The following is a 17,716-nucleotide window of genomic DNA, read 5'->3' as shown; positions in this document are numbered from 1 at the left end:
TCACCGCTCTCCTAAATCACGCTCACAAGTGAGTTCTAGTCTCTCTGAATCAACGCTATATGTTCGAATAATTACATACCGCTTGTTTTCAAAAACAAGTTTCGTCTGATTCCCATATTCATATCCATGAATATTCAAAACGAGGGATGGTTTGAATCCACTAGTACTCGCCTCGTAAAACTCTTGACGTGTAACATTTTTCTTCTCACATAGAATTGTAGTTTCAATTGACTCTGGTATTTGATTTCCTATCTCGTCAGTAACAAGTTTTTCTGATACTAAAGTCACTTCATCATTCCAATTCATCAACAGGCACCTCTCGATATTGAATAATGAGATTATGCAAACGATACCGTAAATGTCGTGGCATATCATCAGAATCACGATTGTTATATCTCCACGAAGTGTAATCAACTACGAACATTAAATGATTAGCGTCTTTTTCATCCAAGGCAATACTTTTTTCATTTTCTAGTTCTTGAATAACCCCATCAATAATTGCAAGCAAATAGGTATCTCTAACATTGCTAGAAATACCTTCCCTTGCTTTTACCAGTTCTAAAATAGTATCTGTACTCATTACTTATCACTTTCTAACTCAATGATAAGTGGTTCGCCTAACTTGTTACTTGTAGAAGATAATTCATCAATACGCGATTTTTTTGCTTTACCTTGACGGGGATATTTGTCTCCTTCTTGGTAAATATGATTACCATCTTCTAAATCAGAGAAAGTTTTCAATACGACATATTTACTCATATGATTACGCTCCTTTAGTGAAAGTTAGGAAATAACCCGCTTTAGAATCAGCTTTTTTAACATCAAATCTAGTGCCGACTTGTAAATACTGACCATAGATTTCATTATCTACCCAACGAGCGGTGATGTCGGTGCGATCTGCAAATAGTACCGCACGCTTCAAATCACCTAAGAACGCATGCGCTTCTCCTGCGAGTCCAAGTAATTCATCGTTTACAACTTCTAGTTTAATGCCAAAAAGCGACGTTCCACTTGTTGAAGTAATGTCACGATGTAGAATATATTGACCGTCTGAATCTTTCAAAGTATCAACCCATTGTAAAAAACTTTGTGACACGACTGCAGTTCTTTCATACGCTGGATCTAATGTGACGTTAAGGATTTGTTTGATGTCATCTGTATTCGCTACTGTTTTTGCTGTGAAAGTTTTTAACACTTCTGAAATCGCATAGTTTGTTGTATTGACTTTTTGTTCTTGTGCATTCTCAGATACAATACTAACTAAATCAACAGCAGCATCATCGATGGACTCTTGTGAAATCGGAATAGCTCCACGATACGTTTCAACTTCCCAGTTGACTTGAACAAATTCTGGTTTAGCTAATTCAGGATTTGCAGTTAATTCAGTAACTGAATTCAATCGGGAAGTGGCACGTTTTAAAATCGGATATTTCCCAGACGCTGTATTAACTTTTGTTTTAGAAACCAGTTCTGCCAAGTTAGTGACAGTTTTTACTTCTCTTTCTGGTGAATAAATAATCTCTTCTGGAATCACAACACCCACGTCAGTAGATACTAACCCAGCTCGTGTTTGACCTTTTGTTCGAATAAATGTATTTACTGCACTACGTAATTCTTTATCTTTATATTTTCCCATGCGTTCCTCGCCCTCTCCTTTTTCTACATCATCTGAAGTAGTTTCACCATTAGCTTCTTCTAACTCTTTTTCTAGTTCTTCAATTTTTGCTGTCAATTCATCACGTTCTTTTTCTAACTTTTCTTTTTCGCTTTCTAACTCATCTACGCTCTTTTCAACAGTACTTACTTCTTCTTCTGTTTTTGCTTCTTCAAGCGCACGAGTTAATTCCTCCTCGCGTTCTTTAAATGTCTTTGAACGTGTCTCCAGTTCCTCTAAATCACTTCGTTTAGAATCTAATTTTTTCTGAATCATTAATTGTTTTAATGCCATAACTTCAATCTCTCCTTTAATTGATTTTTCTTTGCTTCTAATTTTCGTTGTTCATGTTTTTTGACATCATTTTGTCTTGCTTCCACTCCAGTGTCTGAATAGGCTGGGAAGGTGCAGACAGAAACTTCATGAAGTTCCACTTCTTGTAAAGACCATTTGACCGAACCATCTTCGCGCCATTCTTCTTGCTCTTTTATGATGTTGAAACCGAAACTACATTGACTCACATCACCGCGTTTTACACGCTCATACAAGTTGATGGCATCCGTGTCTAGAGGGTTGATTTTAATTTGTCCCCAAAGCCCTGTGTCATCCACACGGAGTGAGAGTGTCTCAGATATGTTTCTGCCCAAAACAAGGGCTGTATCGTGATTGATTAAAGCCCTGACATCGTTATCTAATGTGTTGTCAAATGCGCCAGGTAATATTTCTTCAAATGCTCCGGGGAATAACTCTGTTTCAGAATTAAAAACAGCGAAATAGCCCTCAATGACTTTTTCACTTTCATTTGTTTCATTCGTATTAAGTTCTGCCCGTCTGTTCACAATTTGACGTGCTCCATTTCTATTAGTCATTCATTATCACCCCCTTTAAGTTTGCCTTGATCCCCTAACTTTTCAGATGGAATAAAGTTTTCTAATGCAAGTAGTTCTTTCATGTCATCTCGCGGAGCCATACCAATCCAGTCACGAAGTTCATTTCTATCCATCGCAATTCTGTCTACCATTTGACCACCTGCTGCTACCAATTCAGTAATATCGTAGGAGTAAAGACTTCGAGGATTTAACTTAAAATATCGTGACGGACTAATCAATAAGTCTCGTGTCAACGTTTGTGAAATAATCATTGCAATAGACATGATGCGTGTATTGATAAAGTTGTTAAATTCGTTTTTATCGAAATCACCTACACCAAGAAAAAAAGCAGGTACTCCTAAGAGTCCCGCTACTGTCTTTTTATCAATATTTACTGCTTCATTAATAGCAATGTCTGTTAAACTCAAAGGCTTAACTTGCTCTACTTCAATTAAATCGGCTGGAATAATCCAAGGTTTTCCTTCCTCTGTTCGCTTTAAGTACATGTCTTCTATTTTATTTTTACCATCTTCAGAGGCTAACTCTGACGCATTCGCATCTACTTTTACAATTAAGTTCGGCATAAATTTACTACTCATAAATGCTTTTTTCGTTGCTGTTGCTTGGTTCAAATTATCCACAAGCGATTTTAAAGAGACTCTGTATCCAGTGCCAATAAATGGATATTCTGGGTCTGGATTTATAGCAAAATGAACTAACTGGTCTGGACTATATGTTTTATTTTTATAATTTATTTTATAAGTTTCTTCACTTACCTCAAAATCAACAAGCAATGGATCAAGTGGTTTCAACTCACTAATTAATCCATTTTTAAATTCAGGTAGCACAATTGCATTTCCATCACCATAAAGCAGTAAATTTGCAACAATATTATAAATCCATGTTTTCCTTGTCATGAGCGAGTAGGGGTTTATATCAATTTTACGAGATAATTCATCTCTAATTCTGATATCACCCTTTTCCGTGTTTTCCATTAAATGTACAGTCATATTTGAAACTAAATCCGCAATCTTATCAACAGCGATTTTAACTTCTGCGTTATCGGATAGCTTTGTATATCCATTATTTAAAGCAAAAGAATATGATTCACCATTCCAAACAAACCCGAAATCTTTTGACCTTTTCTTTTTCCACGGGACTTTAATTCTCCAATTCATTTGTTCACCTCCCTCAATTCGAATTGAGCCATTTACTAGCTACTGCACTCATTTGTATATCCTCTAACATCTGCACTGCTCCAAATACGGCAGCATCAAACAAGTCAATACGCTGAGAACCTCCATCGCCATCCACTTTTTCGTATTGAATCATGTCGTCAGTTTTTTCGATAGCACGCACATTTTGAACACAATACTCAAATGATTGATTGTGACAGTAATAGAAATGTCCATCTTTTGCTTTTGTTTCTATTCGTCTGAAACCTTCTGACTTTTTGTAAAAATATTGTGGTTGGTCTACTATTTTAATGCCGCTTTTCTTCATTAAATAAAAGAATTCACGACCGAATTTTTTATCAAAGCCTACAAGTTTAATGTCGAAACCTTTATTTTTCATCTCTTTAAACCAATTAACAATAACTGCGAAATTAGTCGTCGGCGTATTCGTCATTGTTAACACCCCATCATCCTTCCAACCAAATAAAGGGATATTGTCTTCGTCGGCTTTTTTATTTGCCATTATAATAGGAAAGAAAGCGTGTGTGATGACGATATCTACTTCTACACCGTCATCAGTGATGTGCCTTCCATACAGTGCCGCCGCTGTCAAATCATGAAGTTTCGCCAAGTCAGCACCGCCATACCATTTAATAGGAAATTTAGCTAGTTCTTCTAAAGTCCAATCATACTTTGAATCTGATGCTTTAAATTCATCAATGTTGAAATATGCTTTCATTGCGCTAGTATATATATTTAATGATTTAGACAAAAAGTCTTTTCTTTGCTGCGGGTCATTTTGCGCTTGTAAACTGTCATTTTTCATATCACTTGGTCTGATTGTAATTCCATAATTAGGATTTGCTTTTTCGTGTTGTAATGGATCCGTATAATCCACTTCGCCTTTTTCGTCCTCATCTGCTTTCGCTATAAAAACAAAATAAGCTTCATCTGTCACAGTGTCGTCTAAAATCTTTTTACAATACTGTAAACGTTGATAACAAAAGGAACTCATATTGTCACCAGCTGTTGTTATACCAACCATCAACTTGTTTGTGTAAGCTTTCATTGCTTCTTTAATAATGTTGTATTGTTTTGGTGTTTTATAAGCGTGCAACTCGTCGGCAATTCCTACATTACAGTTTAGAGAATCTTGGCGGTCTGGATTAGCCGCTAATGCTTTGATATATAAAGAACCATCTCCAAAGTCACCAGAAATACTATGTTCTTGATTATTATCTAAAACACGAAATGTATTTTCTTCTCCCATTTCTTTAATATTAAAATTAATAAAATTAAAACTTTGTAACGATTGTTCCAACGCTGCCCCGACGATATAAATTTTAGAACCTGATTTTCTTTCTAAAAGTGCTAAAGCCCACGATAATGCAGCAACAAATCTTGTTTTACCATTTTTTCGAGGTAAAAAAATAAACGCTTCTTTGAAACGCCTAATGATTGTACCTTTTATATAAAATCCCAATAAGGAATAAATAATAAATTTTTGCCACGGTTCTAAAATAAACGGTGTTCCTCGAAGCGGTGTTCCGTCAATCCGTTCACCTTGATCGTGAACAAACGTTCTTTCAATAATGCCAATCACAAATTCTGCGTCCTTAGGATTGAATTCATATTCTTTATTTTTTAAATCCTTTTTAAATCTTTTTGCCGCTTGTTGGATTTCTTTTCCTGCTATTTTCTTACCTTTCGCTACTTCGTTTACATAATTCATCACACTAGCATGATTAGTAAAATCTTTTAAACTCATCGCATTTCACTCAATATATCCGCTAAACTGGATTGTTTTTTGTTCTCAGTTGTGATGTTTTCAATAGCTTTAGGATTTAAACACAATCGGTCTGAATAAGCAATAATATCTTTTCTTAGATTTTCCAGAGTAGCTACAATAGCGGATTTTTTTGTTCCTCCGGCAGCTGTTGAAGTTTCATATTGATAGTTAGAATCAATGAATTTCTCTTGCGCATCGTTATATTGATTTAGCAAATCGCAATAAATAGTAATTATGTTGTCATATTCTACTTTATAAACACCTAGACTTTTCATATCTTGAATAACTCTCTCTTTGATTGAAAGTGCTTTATACTTTCCTACACTTTCCACTTTTTTTGTTTTCGCCATTGTAGCTCCTCCTTTCAAAAAAAGTTTTCTCAACGTGGCGCTATTGGAAAAAGTCCCCACCCTCGGTATCCCCAGAGTTTTTTTCTGAAATGTTTGACGGGGGGGATGAGTAAAATGACTCGAATTCCTTTTTTCGTTTTTCTTGCCATCTCAAACCTTTTGCTGTCAGTTCGTGAGTTTCTCTCTTGTGCATTGAATTATGTGAACGATTTGATAAAGAAATTAAATTCCAGTCTTCGAATGCTAATTCGGGATACTCTTCTCTAGTAAAGATATGATGTATCATCTCTGCTGATTCTGTTCGTCCAAAACGCCTCGACTCCTGACAAAGGTATTCATCTCGTCGTAGTATCTTCTTCCGTTTTCGTTTCCATTTTGATGTTAAGTAGAATGGATCTGTTGCTTTATAAGACATTCGCTAGTTCGCTCCTATAAAAAAGCCCAACACGCAATGTGCTGGACTTCATTGTTTTATGTATCCGTAGTTATAAAACCAGTAGGACTTCTACGGTAGCATTCGTCAATGCTTTGTCTTTTGTTTCCTCATTTAATATGCTTAGTGCTTACCAATTTGGCTGAGGTATCTCCACACTGCGTACAGCATGAGACTGGATATTATAAAGCCTTCCCACCAGAACGTATCTGCTATTAAACAGAGAGAAGGCATTGTCGTTAATATACTCGGCAAGGATTTGCACCTTGCATAAACTAATTAATTTGTTTTACAGGAGTTTTAAGCTCAGACATACGTTTCTTAGCCACATTAGTTCTATCCTGTGATTCGTCTACCTATTCCGTCACGAGTATTGAGATTGAACAAGAAGGTGTCTCTTGTTGGGACTAGTGAAGTTGGAATGAGATGCGTCTCCCATTAAGACCAACGATCAGATACAAAGCCTCTGTCCGGCAATATAGCAACCTCCTGCTATATCATCATGTGATTATAGATGAGAAGTGAAGTGCAGACTTAATATATTATTTTATTTGTAATCATCTTCACTTCTCTACTCTATAATATTAACATGGAAAAACATGTCAAACGGGTCATAAACGGGTCAACTTTTTTAATAACCTAATCGCGCGGCAATTTTATATATAATCTCTTTCCGTTTTCTTTTAGCCGTACTTTCACTGATATTCAACTTACAAGCAATCCACAACCAAGTAGGTCTACTCCTATCCCAGTATCTAAAATGAATCAGTTGCTTATCTTCATCAGACAACGTGCTCAATACCGTATCAATTGCTCTGACAATATCAGACATTCTTTGTATTTCTTTATCGACTTGTAATAGCATAACACGTTGTTCTACTTCATTTGATATCTGACCAGAAGAACCGCCGCCTTGGTTCTCATCTTTGAATTCTTGATGTATAGATCCCATGACAATGTTTGCACGTTTTTCTAGTATTTCTTTTTTTGTAGAATGATAGTAACGAAGTTCATCTTCAATTAATTTATAATGCGCTTGTCGTAATCGTTTTGACATTTAATCACTCTCCATCCAGTTAATCAAATCATTCAAATAAAACTGTGCTTCCTTCAAATCTTCAATGCGGTTCTTGTGTTCATAACGCGAAACGTATTTAAGTATGTTCCCGGCAGCGTCATCGAACCACTTCGCAACTTCGTCTTGTTTCACTTTGTATTTTTTGATTGGTGTATCAGAATATACTCTTTCACAATATTCTTTTGACGCAAAACCTAAATTAATATCATATTCTATTACTATTACAGTTTCCTTCTTAAAAATGTTCCAACAATTGTATTCTGTAGGTTTTTCTTTTGTATTCCATTCATATCCTTTTTTCTCCACGAATGCCATCAACGCATTATAATCTTCTTGTGTTTCTGTATGATATAGTTTCATAGTCTCCTCCTTATGCTGTCATCAATGTAAATGTAACCCCTCAACAATCTGCAATGCTTCCTCTGCGCTCCTAGCTACTCCACACAAGGCAGGTGTTATTTCCATCGCTTGTTGAAAGTTTCTCTGCTCTTGCCTTAACTTCCCGATTTCATTTTTCACTTCAATAAAGAACATTTTTCCATCCGTCCCACGAAAACCGAATAAATCTGGAAACCCCTTTGGTAAACCTGTGTCAAAAATACGTCCATTCGGCATTCTGATTTTTCCCACATTTGCTCTGAAAACATAATGTCCTTTTTTCGCTAAGGCTAAGCGTATAGAATTTTGTATATCCATTTCTGCTGTCATTTTATACCTCCTGAAATCGAAGTTACCGAAAATGAAAAGTTACCGTAATGGGTAACCTTGAAATCGATTGCGACTCTAGTACTTTGGACGTTTTTTATTGAGGTTACCGAAAAATGTCAACTCTTTATATTTTTTACTTTTTTTATAAATAGTATAAAGAGTTGAGGTAAAACGGTAACTCGGTAACTTTTCTTTCTAACGCTTAGAGTCTGTTAGTGTTTCGCGGTTACCCAAATTTTATTTACGGTAACTTACGGTAACTTTTGGGTGTTTTCGGTAACTTTTTTATAAAAATCAAACAACTTTCAATGTATTATTTTTTATGAAACACACATAAGTGACGGAATCCTTTGGTTGTTGGTAACGGTAAGGATGTATTCCTGTTGGAGTATCTGCAGGGTCAAACTTACCGCTTAACTTATGTTTACCTTTTTCCCAACCTTCTTCTGAAAGAATTTCACCAAAACGTTTATAAAACGAGCGATCGCCAACTGGTTTTAAATTATTTGATTCGCAAAAATACTTGTAAAACTCGTAGACAACATAAAGCGGAATTCTAGTACTTTTATATTCTTTAAAAATACGTTCGTAATAATCTAAAATCGGGTCGTTATCTAGTTTATATTCCTCCATGATTTTTTTTGATACATCTGGTTCAACAAATCGTTCAAAATCCATATTGATTGCATGAAATAAAATATATTGTAATACTTCTTTATTCTGTATATATTCATCTTTAATCTTCCAATTGTCTTTTCCACCTTTTAAATTAGCTTTAAATGGAACGATAATAAAACGGCGATATGTTCCATCTGTTTTATTACGCATTTTAGGCATACCATTAGTGGACTGAATCACTGTCATATGAAAATTTGCGCTATATGGGTGTTTGTTTTTTTGCTCCACCATAATTTCATCACCTGTTACAACAGAATTAAAATTGGAAGAATCATCAATATACACACCAGCTGGGACATCGTCACCGATGCAACATACTTTTTCTTCTAAAATTGATAAGGAAAAACGTTCTTGAAATTGCGGTAATTTTAGTGTTGCAATATTAGAATTTCCGATTAAATTACGCAATAACTGTTGAAAAGTCCCTTTACCGTTATTTCCATCTCCTAGCAACCAAATAGAACTTTTTCGTGAATAATTTCCGTTCAAGGATGCGCTGATAACTTGCCACAACAGTGATGTTATTTGTTCATCACCACATGCTATTTCATCCAGCCATGTATGAACATCCCACCCATTTATGTTTTGTTTCGGTGGATTTGCAACATATGGCGTAGCTATTTTGGAAGTGAATACATAATCAGGCGTGAAGGCTTCTAATTTCTTTGTTTTAAGATTGAATACACCGTTTTTAACTGGTATAAGATACTTTGATACTGTTTTTTCTTTTACTTCGGCACCTTTCCACAAATGATAAATAACATCACTCGCTTTATTTGCATTTAGTGTTGGTTCTAAAAATCCGATAAAACGTCGAATGTAAGTCTCATTTTGTGTCCAAATGCCATCTTCTTCTAAATACATAGCTAATCGAGTGTTTTCATTCATATTAAATAAGCAGAAACGGAAGAATTCTTTCAATATAATAGCGCAACCAATTGGTGATATAACGCTCGGTTGTTTTCCTTTCCCACCACTTATTAACCATTCTTCTTTTAGCTTTTCTAATTCTTTTTTACGTCTTTCATTTAATAATTGCGCCCAATTTTTACGCGACTTTAAGTTGATATTGTAACTGTTGCCACTCTGTTTAGGCGAGTAAACTTCTGAACAACCTGATATAGCTTTACCTAATGTTATTTGTCCATAAGTGTTTTGCCCTCGTTTTTGGTCCCATTTATCACGCATCAACCCTGAATCTCGGAAAATAGTATCCATTTTGTCATAATCTGCTGCTGTCCAAAAAGCTAACATATTTGCAAAAGCTAGATCTGCATCTGACTGCGAAGCGTAATATGCTTCCCAATTTCCCTCGTACAATGTTTTAAAGTATGGACCATTTTGGCTATTATATGCTTTTTCCAATATTTCACTTTCAGACAAATCATTTGATGAATTTTGATGCTTAGTTAGTGATGTGTTTTCAATTGTTCCGATGTATTTCTCATGCAGTATTTTTATTGCTGATGTCGCTTCATTGACTTGTCTGTAGTTATCAATTACTTGACCCGTCATAACGAAAAACCGACCATCCGGATACATTTCAATATTACCTTTGCGCCGACCACCTTCCGGAAAATCGCCTTTTGCAATAATATGAATACCTGTCCCACTCACACTGTACTCAGTGTAGCTAGCTAACGTTTGAATAAACTCACCAGCAATATTTTCAGTATTTCCATATAAATAATCTTGAATATCGTCTTTTATGTCGTCTATATCCACGCCAAAATACGGCGCCTTGAAGTAAAATCCTAACCCATCGAATTGATACTTTTCGAGTGAAGCAAGGGCAGTTTCAAAATCTGCCCAAGTTCGCTCGTCTACACTATTGCCATATGCTCCAGTATTTGCGTTCATTGGTATCTTTTTATTTTTGCCACGCTCTTCATCCCAAACCAGTTGAAAAGCGCACCATTGCTTTAATTTTTTTAATTCGTCTGGAATTTGTTCATACACGTTTGTGCGCTCCTTTCATTGTTTAGAACGGTAAATCGTTTTCACTTATTTCTACTTGTGTTGGTTCGTTTTCTTTCTTTTTAAACACATGTTGTAGAGGTCCAGTAATTTTGCTTTCAGCCCATGCCTTTACATTTAGATTTTTATAAACTTGTCCATTATATTCAGATTCTTCGTTTTTCACCGTAACTTGGCAGGTTTTAGTCAACAAGTCTTGTAGCAGTTCGTTTACTGTGTTATAGTCTTTTCCATTTGGGAGTTGGATAGCTTTCGCAATTGTATTTAATGCCGTTTGACTATATTCATTTGTTGCTTTTGCTTTCCACACTCTGTGAAAGATATGTGCATTTTGAAATTTTTGATTTACATCGTTGCGAATAATTAAGTCAATATTAATGAACTCAGCACCACTTTTTGTTGCGTCTTCATTTGCATTATATAAAACAACCTCATACGTACCATTTTCTACTCCATTTGTGAAAACATCATTATGATCTACTTTAAACATTTTTAAATTCCTTCTTTCGTTTTTTTATTTGATAAATCCTCGTGCTTTTCCTTGATGGAATGCCCATCCATTTTTATAATTGTGTTCTTTTGCATATTCATATAATTCTTTCATGTTTTTACATTCGTCTGGACTGCTATAATCCACTTTAAAAACTGCTTCTGTTATTTCTTGTAGCTCCGCTGCCTCATCAATTTGTATTGGTTTTAATTCTACTTTGAATTCATGTCCACAATGTTCACATTTTTTTGCTGTCTGGCTAACTGTCATAAAACACTCTTTGCAAATTTTCACAGGTGCCTCAGCTTTTGTGGAGTTACTTCCTTTACGAGGTTCTAAGGACCATGTTCGTTCCATATCTGGCAGACCAAAACGTTTTACATTACCAACGTGGTCAATGATGGTTGCTGTTTTACCTTGTTTATAACGCATGCCGCGCATCGATTGTTGAATGTACAGCGATAATGATTGCGTAGGTCTTAGCATAATCACTGTAGAACAATCCGGAACATCGAAGCCTTCGCCTATAAGGTCCAGATTGCAAAGGACCTTTATTTCTCCTTCTCGAAACCGTTTTATGATGTCATCTCGAATGAGTTTAGGTGTTTTACCGTCAATATGTGCGGATGAAATGCCTACTGCATTAAAACTCGCTGCCATTTTTTCGCTTTGATATATCGAACTAGCATAAAGAATTGCCTGCTCTCCGTTAGCTAATTTTTGATAATGTTTAATCACGTCCCCCCAAACCATTTTCTTATTGAATTGATCATCAAGACCTGTCATGTCAAACTCGCCTGTTTGTTTAACGTTTAATGTTTCTGTTTGAACGATTTCAGGAGCATAGTATTTGTAAGACGCTAAAAACCGATTTTCTATTAACCACTTCACATTAACTTTTTCGATTAATGCGTCATTTATATCACCCAGACCACCGCCATTTATTCTTACGGGTGTTGCAGTAAATCCAACAACCTTCGCTTTAGAAAAGTGATGAATTATTTTTTTATAGCTATTTGCTAACACATGATGACTTTCATCAATTATGATTAATGAAGGCTCCGAAGTTTTGTTTAGACGTCTAACTATCGTTTGAACCATACCCAATTTGACAAATTCCATATCCACTTCATTCATAATGAGTGTGTTTCTAATTTGGTCAATCAACTCTTTTCGGTGTACTAGGAAAAGAACATGGTTTTTATTATTTGTTGTCATACGAATTATTTCTGATAAAATAACCGATTTGCCAGCACCTAACCGCAGGGAGCAACGACACATGGTCTGTTATATCCCTGTAAAAAAGCCCCCTTTACATCATTTATAATTTCTTGTTGATATTCTCTAAGCTTTAGCATCAATATCACCAATTTTGAATAGGTCTTCTTGTAAGGCGAATTCTCTATTATCTAACTGGTTTTTTGCAAAATTACCATTATTCTCTGTTAGTAGAAAGCCTCGTTGTCCAGTTTCAGGATTTCGTATTAATCTCGCAACTACTGGAACAATTCCCATCACATGATTAACTACTTTTTCTCTAATATCCGGTAAAAACTGATTATAAAGTTGACCACTTTCTAATTGAATTTGTCGTGTATTTTCCCATGCGGTATAAACAATATTTGTGTTTGCTAAGTTATTAAATACGGAAATCATATCAATTAAATGTGTATCAAATATCCCATAATGTTGTAACTCCGGTTGCCCTGATTTAGTATTTCTTCCATTGAACATTAACCACAGTTTTTGATAATGACTCAAATTATCAATTACTACATTGTCGTATTCATCCGCGTGTGTTTTTGCATATCCATAAAAATCTGCCATGTCTTGCACGGGATTACGAGGATTCAATGTTGCAATTGTGATATCAGGCAAACCACTTAAAACTTTTGACGTGCCATCGCAATCTAACATTAACGTTTTACCTTTTAAGTATTTAATTGTAGTTGTTTTACCTGCACCTGGTTTGGCATAAATCATAATATTAAAATACTCTGACCTCTTCATTTCTTCCGATTGAATAAATTCCAACAAAACCCCTCCTTATCTTATTTGCAATCTTTCTGTTTGAATAATTTTCGCACCTGGTACCTCAATACCTTTCTTCAAATCATCGCCTAATTTTGTTTTATCTAATTTTTTTGGTTGTTCAATCAGGTAATTCAGCAGTTTGCTTTCGTCTTCTACAATGAGGCTTGGCGGGTTCTTCCGGATATCTAATGTGAATAAGTTTGTTTTAATTTTTTGCTTATTGGCAGTTATCATTGCATCAAATAACGATTGTTTCAGTCGCTTCACATTATTATTAATAGTATTTTTCCGTTCAGCTAAACGCTTTGTTTCTTTTTCTAAGATTAGCGATTGACCTTCTAGCTCTTTAATAACAAATGCTACGTTTTCAGCTTTCGTTTCTAGTTCATCATCGATACTTTCAAGGGTATCTTTTAGTAATTCTGGATCAAGCTGTTCTGCTAAATTTAACAACTGTTGATATTTTCCTTGAATTGAGTATAATGTTGACATTTTAATCATCCCCTTTCAAAAATGCAACAGCAGTTATTTTTCCATTTGTTGCAGAAAACCATTTTTCGTTGTTCGCCTCATTAAATTCCGCTTTACCTGCGTTAGATACAAACAAAATAGCTTTATCTATATCAACATCATATATATAAAAATTCACAGAATCTGATTGTTCATATAGCTCATTTACTAATTGACTATTCCTATTTTCTTTTACTTTCTTGACTTGAGTTGCTGGTATGTTAAAGGATGAAAATCCGTCTTCACCTTCGACAGTAAGCAAACCATTGTTATTAATCAGAACATGAAACTGCTCTCCGTCGACACATAATTCAGCTACACCCGTTCTATCCTGCACCTCGACCTTATCGCCAGCAAAAATACTCATTTAATCGCCTCCAACTCGTTTTTATAGTCCCACATTTCTTGCGATAATTTATCAAGACCAATCGCGAATCTTTCAAGGTCCTTTGGTGTTTTAATAATTGATTTACTCAATTCTTTGCTTTTTCTGTGAAGTAAACTGTTTGCTTCGTTTATGATGATTTGTTTTGTCATTTTGCACCTCCAATTGCATAAATGTAATAAAACATATGATGTGAACCGTAATCTACTATCGTTCTTGCTTTACGTGTCCAGTAACGCACATAATGAGGTTTGTATTTGTTTAGCTCCCACCAATCGCATATAGATTGCAAAGCCTCCTCAAAAGTTGCATATTTACCGTGAGTGTTATATTCTTTTGTTTGCGTATGTTCCCAATGAACTTCATATTGCATGACTATACCTCCTATTTATAAAACATTTGATGACCGCATTTTGCTTGGCAGTCGTTTTCTCTGAGCGAATCGATGAAATTACACATCATAGTCATGCTATCAAAATTATCGAACTCTAACGCATTATTTATAACCTTAGTCCAAATCGGTGTCGGTAATTCGCCTGCACCTTTTACAATCGCTTGTAGATACTCGTCACAATCCCTCTTGACCTTTGTTATGATATACACCTGTTTGCGGTCTTCTAACCTACTATTAACACCCAAAGTTATGTCTATTAAACCGCACATACGCAAAGCATGATTCTTGTTAGTGAAATATTTGGCAAGGGCAGAGTTAGTTGTTTCTGTAATTTCGACGTGCTCGTCTCCGATACCTACACTTCTGACCATGACACGTTGATTGTATTTATTCATGTATACGATACGTTTATTAAAACTCATTTTTCTTCATCCTCCTTCTTCAACGTCTCCGCCGATGTTGTACCATGTTTTACAAACTTCGCATTGCACATATACCGGACGATTAATTTTTATACTTTCAAAAATAGCTATTGCATTAGAAGTTGTATTCATCCAACCACATTCCGGACAGCTTGAACGTGCTTCGTCAGGTTCTCTGGAAAAATAAAATCCGACTTTTTTCATTCCAAACTCCTTCCGCACATTGGGCAATATTTTATTGAAAACTCAGCGTAAGTAGGGTTATCCCATCCAGCTGCTACTTCCAATTTATCAAATAAATTCAGACACATTTTATCATTCTCATCACTTATAATTATTTCACGTGTGTATGATTCCCCTTCACAAAATTTGCACATTATTTTTTATCCCCCAACGATCTGCCACACCAAGGGCAATATTTGATGTCTAAATATATATTATTTGCTTTATAGTCAATGTCTAGCAGTATTGCTAAATCATTATCCCAGTCAATACGTATTTCATGACCTTCATCTGTTGTGATTTCGCCACGTTTTCTGAAATTTTCCTCGCAATACTCACACATTATTCCGCCACCTCCAACAATTTATTAAAATCTGCTTCTCTAAGAATCTCCCAGAGTTTTTCGACCTCTGGTGAACGCCACGCTGTCATTGCATATGTGTGTACAGTTGAATTATAATGACGCCTATTTTTTTTGATGTGTTCTAAAGCTTCCTTATGAGTAATGAAAAATGTGTCTTGTTTTACTACGGCTACTTCTGTAGCTGAGAATCTTGCGAAGTAACCATCTTCGTTAAAATCGTTTAGAAGGATGTCAAAAGCATCATCCAGCGTTTCGCAATCCTTTACTGCATCAAATTCTGAACCCTCGCTTAAAAATTCTAGAAGTTCATCAAGTTTTTCAAATTCCAAATAATCGCCATCACTGTGAATATATAGCGTCTCTTCTCCGAAATCTGAATCAGTAATTTGTTTTTCGCACTGGCGTATTACCCAAAACACAGGCGATGCGTTCCCACAGTTTGATTGTGTGTTTAGTTCTTGCTGCAACTCATTTAGAAATGTTATATCTTCTTTTTTCATTCCATTCCCTCCAATAATTCCGGATTTTCATGTATGTTGCCGATAACTTCCATATGCTTTACTAACGAACTGCCATTTTGGTTCAACACATAACTAGGCTCGCCCTTGTATGTTGTTTTAAAACATGCTCCGTCATAAACGATGGATGTAAAACAGAATGTTGGCTCAACATCTCCCGCAAATGAATCTGTGTATTTATTGATATTTGAAAATGCCGTTACAATGTCACCTTCAAAAATCTTCTTGCCGTTTTTGTCTTTTAAGCCTGTGTATTGCATCAGCAAGACATCATCAAAGTTGTACCAGTCAACACATAGCGTACATTTCGCATTACCACAACCGCTCACACCTACAGCTTCTGTTTCGTTAAAGCACAAATCCGTGACTGGAAGCATTTTCTTAGTTTCTTTCACAAACGCTCTAAATCCAATCGCTCTCATGCTTCACCCTCCAAATCCTCAACAGGAACAGCAAACTGCCAATAAGCGTCACCTTTATCCATTGCTTTTATTTCTTTTTCTGTGAATCGTGTTTTAAGCTCAGCAGTTTGACCACTACTATTTATAAACTGAATCCCGTCATTTCGTACATTGAGATAGCCAGATGCCCCTTCGATAAGTTGTACCCAATAAAGCGGTTCTTTCTCAACTTCGTATCCGTTTTGCATTTTGATAAGCGTTTTAATAGATTCATTGTCGTTATCATTCATGAAATTAAAAAATCCATCTTCTTCGTGATAGTCCCAATTCCTAATGTATTTCCAGATACTGTACTCTAAAGCGCATTTATACTTTTCATACCAATCAGCTACGCATTGCGGAACTTTTAAAACTGGAGCCGGAGAAAGTAATTCGCGTTCAGCAAACCAAATTTTCTTTTCACTTCCGAAATATACAATTTGATAGGATATATTATGATTAGTTGCTCTTATTTCATTAACTACACCTTGTGTCAATGTTCCTCCGTAAATAAACTCTACTTTATCGCCTTTTTTAAATCTCATGCTTGTTCCTCCTTGATTTTTTAGAGTTAATATAATGCGAATAGGTCGCATCTGCTTCTTTTCGCCAACCATTCATCTCGTTTTTTGATTCCCTTCTATAATTGATTCTGTGATTTCTTATATAGTTTTTAACTAAGCAATAAGACAAATTCATTTCTGCTGAAATCTCTTTGATTGTGTACCCTTGATTTCCAAGATGACGAATCATTTTGTCATCTTCTTTAGACATGTGTTTGTTTGCCAGTCCTAACAGTATCTTTCTTGCCGCTACAGAGGCTTTTGTTCTTCTTAATCGTTCAGCTAATTGGTCATTCGACATAATAATATAATTATTTTTTAGTATCTCATCTTCTTTTTTGGTCCACGGACGCCTAATAAAAGAAACTGAAGAATCTCTTTTTCTTAACTTCACTAATCTGTTTAAAACAGCCTCTTTTGTACGTCCTAAAAATTCGGCAGCTTTGCTAATATTGTCGTCGTTCTCATAAACAAAATACTCTAAATAAATATCCTCATCTTCTGTCCAATCATAATTTTTACTTATCCCAAGTCGCGTCGCTTTGTTTTTTATTGAATGATATGAGCGATTTAAAAAATTAGCTATTATTTCAGTGTCTACGTATTCGTAATTATTCTGCAAAATTCTAATTTCCTCATCCGTCCAATTTTTTCGCATCTAAT

Annotated in this window: 26 protein-coding genes; all 26 read right to left on the bottom strand. The window is 35.4% G+C overall.

Features of this window, described 5'->3' with window-relative positions; all coding sequences use genetic code 11:
* The 26 genes from LWE_RS06220 to LWE_RS06095 all read right to left on the bottom strand — a co-directional run bounded on the left by LWE_RS06220 (position 1) and on the right by LWE_RS06095 (position 17,711).
* Entirely contained in the window at positions 1–306 is a 306-nt protein-coding gene (locus tag LWE_RS06220; protein ID WP_011702039.1) for a phage head closure protein, read from the bottom strand.
* On the bottom strand, positions 293–580 hold the full coding sequence (locus LWE_RS06215; RefSeq protein WP_011702038.1) for a hypothetical protein: 288 nt from the start codon (positions 578–580) through the stop codon (positions 293–295). Before LWE_RS06215 ends, LWE_RS06220 begins: the two co-directional genes overlap by 14 nt.
* Positions 580–759 (bottom strand): hypothetical protein, encoded by a 180-nt coding sequence (locus tag LWE_RS06210; RefSeq protein WP_011702037.1) that lies wholly within the window; start codon positions 757–759, stop codon positions 580–582. Before LWE_RS06210 ends, LWE_RS06215 begins: the two co-directional genes overlap by 1 nt.
* Positions 760–763: 4 nt before the next feature.
* The gene (locus LWE_RS06205; protein WP_011702036.1) at positions 764–1,948 is read right to left on the bottom strand and encodes a phage major capsid protein; all 1,185 of its coding nucleotides are present in this window, start codon (positions 1,946–1,948) and stop codon (positions 764–766) included.
* Positions 1,939–2,523 carry an HK97 family phage prohead protease gene (locus LWE_RS06200; RefSeq protein ID WP_011702035.1) on the bottom strand — a complete coding sequence of 195 codons (585 nt, stop codon included), beginning with the start codon at positions 2,521–2,523 and terminating at the stop codon, positions 1,939–1,941. Before LWE_RS06200 ends, LWE_RS06205 begins: the two co-directional genes overlap by 10 nt.
* On the bottom strand, positions 2,520–3,701 hold the full coding sequence (locus tag LWE_RS06195) for a phage portal protein (RefSeq protein WP_011702034.1): 1,182 nt from the start codon (positions 3,699–3,701) through the stop codon (positions 2,520–2,522). The genes LWE_RS06200 and LWE_RS06195 overlap by 4 nt, the downstream gene beginning before the upstream one ends.
* 13 nt (positions 3,702–3,714) lie before the next feature.
* On the bottom strand, positions 3,715–5,466 hold the full coding sequence (locus LWE_RS06190) for a terminase large subunit (protein ID WP_011702033.1): 1,752 nt from the start codon (positions 5,464–5,466) through the stop codon (positions 3,715–3,717).
* Positions 5,463–5,837 carry a P27 family phage terminase small subunit gene (locus tag LWE_RS06185; protein WP_041176339.1) on the bottom strand — a complete coding sequence of 125 codons (375 nt, stop codon included), beginning with the start codon at positions 5,835–5,837 and terminating at the stop codon, positions 5,463–5,465. The genes LWE_RS06190 and LWE_RS06185 overlap by 4 nt, the downstream gene beginning before the upstream one ends.
* A 40-nt stretch (positions 5,838–5,877) precedes the next feature.
* Positions 5,878–6,252 (bottom strand): HNH endonuclease, encoded by a 375-nt coding sequence (locus tag LWE_RS06180; protein ID WP_011702031.1) that lies wholly within the window; start codon positions 6,250–6,252, stop codon positions 5,878–5,880.
* Positions 6,253–6,901: 649 nt separating this feature from the next.
* Positions 6,902–7,327: a DUF722 domain-containing protein gene (locus LWE_RS06175; protein WP_003743945.1), complete on the bottom strand. Its 426-nt coding sequence runs from the start codon at positions 7,325–7,327 to the stop codon at positions 6,902–6,904.
* Complete coding sequence (locus LWE_RS06170) at positions 7,328–7,708, bottom strand: DUF3310 domain-containing protein (protein ID WP_011702030.1); 381 nt, start codon at positions 7,706–7,708, stop codon at positions 7,328–7,330.
* A gap of 21 nt (positions 7,709–7,729) precedes the next feature.
* Positions 7,730–8,056: a VRR-NUC domain-containing protein gene (locus tag LWE_RS06165; RefSeq protein WP_011702029.1), complete on the bottom strand. Its 327-nt coding sequence runs from the start codon at positions 8,054–8,056 to the stop codon at positions 7,730–7,732.
* A 294-nt stretch (positions 8,057–8,350) separates the two neighbouring features.
* The gene (locus LWE_RS06160) at positions 8,351–10,693 is read right to left on the bottom strand and encodes a phage/plasmid primase, P4 family (protein WP_011702028.1); all 2,343 of its coding nucleotides are present in this window, start codon (positions 10,691–10,693) and stop codon (positions 8,351–8,353) included.
* A gap of 22 nt (positions 10,694–10,715) precedes the next feature.
* Positions 10,716–11,201 carry a DUF669 domain-containing protein gene (locus LWE_RS06155; protein ID WP_011702027.1) on the bottom strand — a complete coding sequence of 162 codons (486 nt, stop codon included), beginning with the start codon at positions 11,199–11,201 and terminating at the stop codon, positions 10,716–10,718.
* Between the two features lie 24 nt (positions 11,202–11,225).
* Positions 11,226–12,482, bottom strand: coding sequence for a DEAD/DEAH box helicase (locus LWE_RS06150; protein ID WP_011702026.1), 1,257 nt, complete (start codon positions 12,480–12,482; stop codon positions 11,226–11,228).
* Positions 12,483–12,545: 63 nt separating this feature from the next.
* Positions 12,546–13,235 (bottom strand): AAA family ATPase, encoded by a 690-nt coding sequence (locus tag LWE_RS06145; RefSeq protein WP_003743935.1) that lies wholly within the window; start codon positions 13,233–13,235, stop codon positions 12,546–12,548.
* Between the two features lie 12 nt (positions 13,236–13,247).
* Positions 13,248–13,727, bottom strand: a complete 480-nt coding sequence (locus tag LWE_RS06140; RefSeq protein ID WP_003743933.1) for a siphovirus Gp157 family protein — start codon at positions 13,725–13,727, stop codon at positions 13,248–13,250.
* Position 13,728: 1 nt separating this feature from the next.
* Positions 13,729–14,112 (bottom strand): hypothetical protein, encoded by a 384-nt coding sequence (locus LWE_RS06135; protein WP_011702024.1) that lies wholly within the window; start codon positions 14,110–14,112, stop codon positions 13,729–13,731.
* Complete coding sequence (locus LWE_RS14675; RefSeq protein WP_011702023.1) at positions 14,109–14,282, bottom strand: hypothetical protein; 174 nt, start codon at positions 14,280–14,282, stop codon at positions 14,109–14,111. Before LWE_RS14675 ends, LWE_RS06135 begins: the two co-directional genes overlap by 4 nt.
* Positions 14,279–14,503, bottom strand: coding sequence for a hypothetical protein (locus LWE_RS06130; RefSeq protein ID WP_011702022.1), 225 nt, complete (start codon positions 14,501–14,503; stop codon positions 14,279–14,281). The genes LWE_RS14675 and LWE_RS06130 overlap by 4 nt, the downstream gene beginning before the upstream one ends.
* Before the next feature lie 11 nt (positions 14,504–14,514).
* A complete protein-coding gene (locus LWE_RS06125) occupies positions 14,515–14,946 on the bottom strand; it encodes a hypothetical protein (protein ID WP_041176338.1) in 432 nt (143 codons plus the stop codon).
* Between the two features lie 6 nt (positions 14,947–14,952).
* Positions 14,953–15,150: a hypothetical protein gene (locus LWE_RS06120; protein ID WP_011702021.1), complete on the bottom strand. Its 198-nt coding sequence runs from the start codon at positions 15,148–15,150 to the stop codon at positions 14,953–14,955.
* 360 nt (positions 15,151–15,510) lie between these two features.
* The gene (locus LWE_RS06110; RefSeq protein ID WP_011702020.1) at positions 15,511–16,032 is read right to left on the bottom strand and encodes a hypothetical protein; all 522 of its coding nucleotides are present in this window, start codon (positions 16,030–16,032) and stop codon (positions 15,511–15,513) included.
* The gene (locus LWE_RS06105; protein WP_011702019.1) at positions 16,029–16,472 is read right to left on the bottom strand and encodes a YopX family protein; all 444 of its coding nucleotides are present in this window, start codon (positions 16,470–16,472) and stop codon (positions 16,029–16,031) included. Before LWE_RS06105 ends, LWE_RS06110 begins: the two co-directional genes overlap by 4 nt.
* The gene (locus LWE_RS06100) at positions 16,469–17,035 is read right to left on the bottom strand and encodes a DUF1642 domain-containing protein (protein WP_011702018.1); all 567 of its coding nucleotides are present in this window, start codon (positions 17,033–17,035) and stop codon (positions 16,469–16,471) included. Before LWE_RS06100 ends, LWE_RS06105 begins: the two co-directional genes overlap by 4 nt.
* Positions 17,025–17,711: a MalT transcriptional regulator family protein gene (locus LWE_RS06095; RefSeq protein ID WP_011702017.1), complete on the bottom strand. Its 687-nt coding sequence runs from the start codon at positions 17,709–17,711 to the stop codon at positions 17,025–17,027. The genes LWE_RS06100 and LWE_RS06095 overlap by 11 nt, the downstream gene beginning before the upstream one ends.
* Positions 17,712–17,716 lie beyond the last annotated feature (5 nt).

It is taken from the genome of Listeria welshimeri serovar 6b str. SLCC5334, from assembly GCF_000060285.1.
GTDB classification, from domain to species: domain Bacteria; phylum Bacillota; class Bacilli; order Lactobacillales; family Listeriaceae; genus Listeria; species Listeria welshimeri.
The sequence above is the reverse complement of the archived record's forward strand: the minus strand, read 5'-3'. Positions and strand labels throughout refer to the sequence as shown.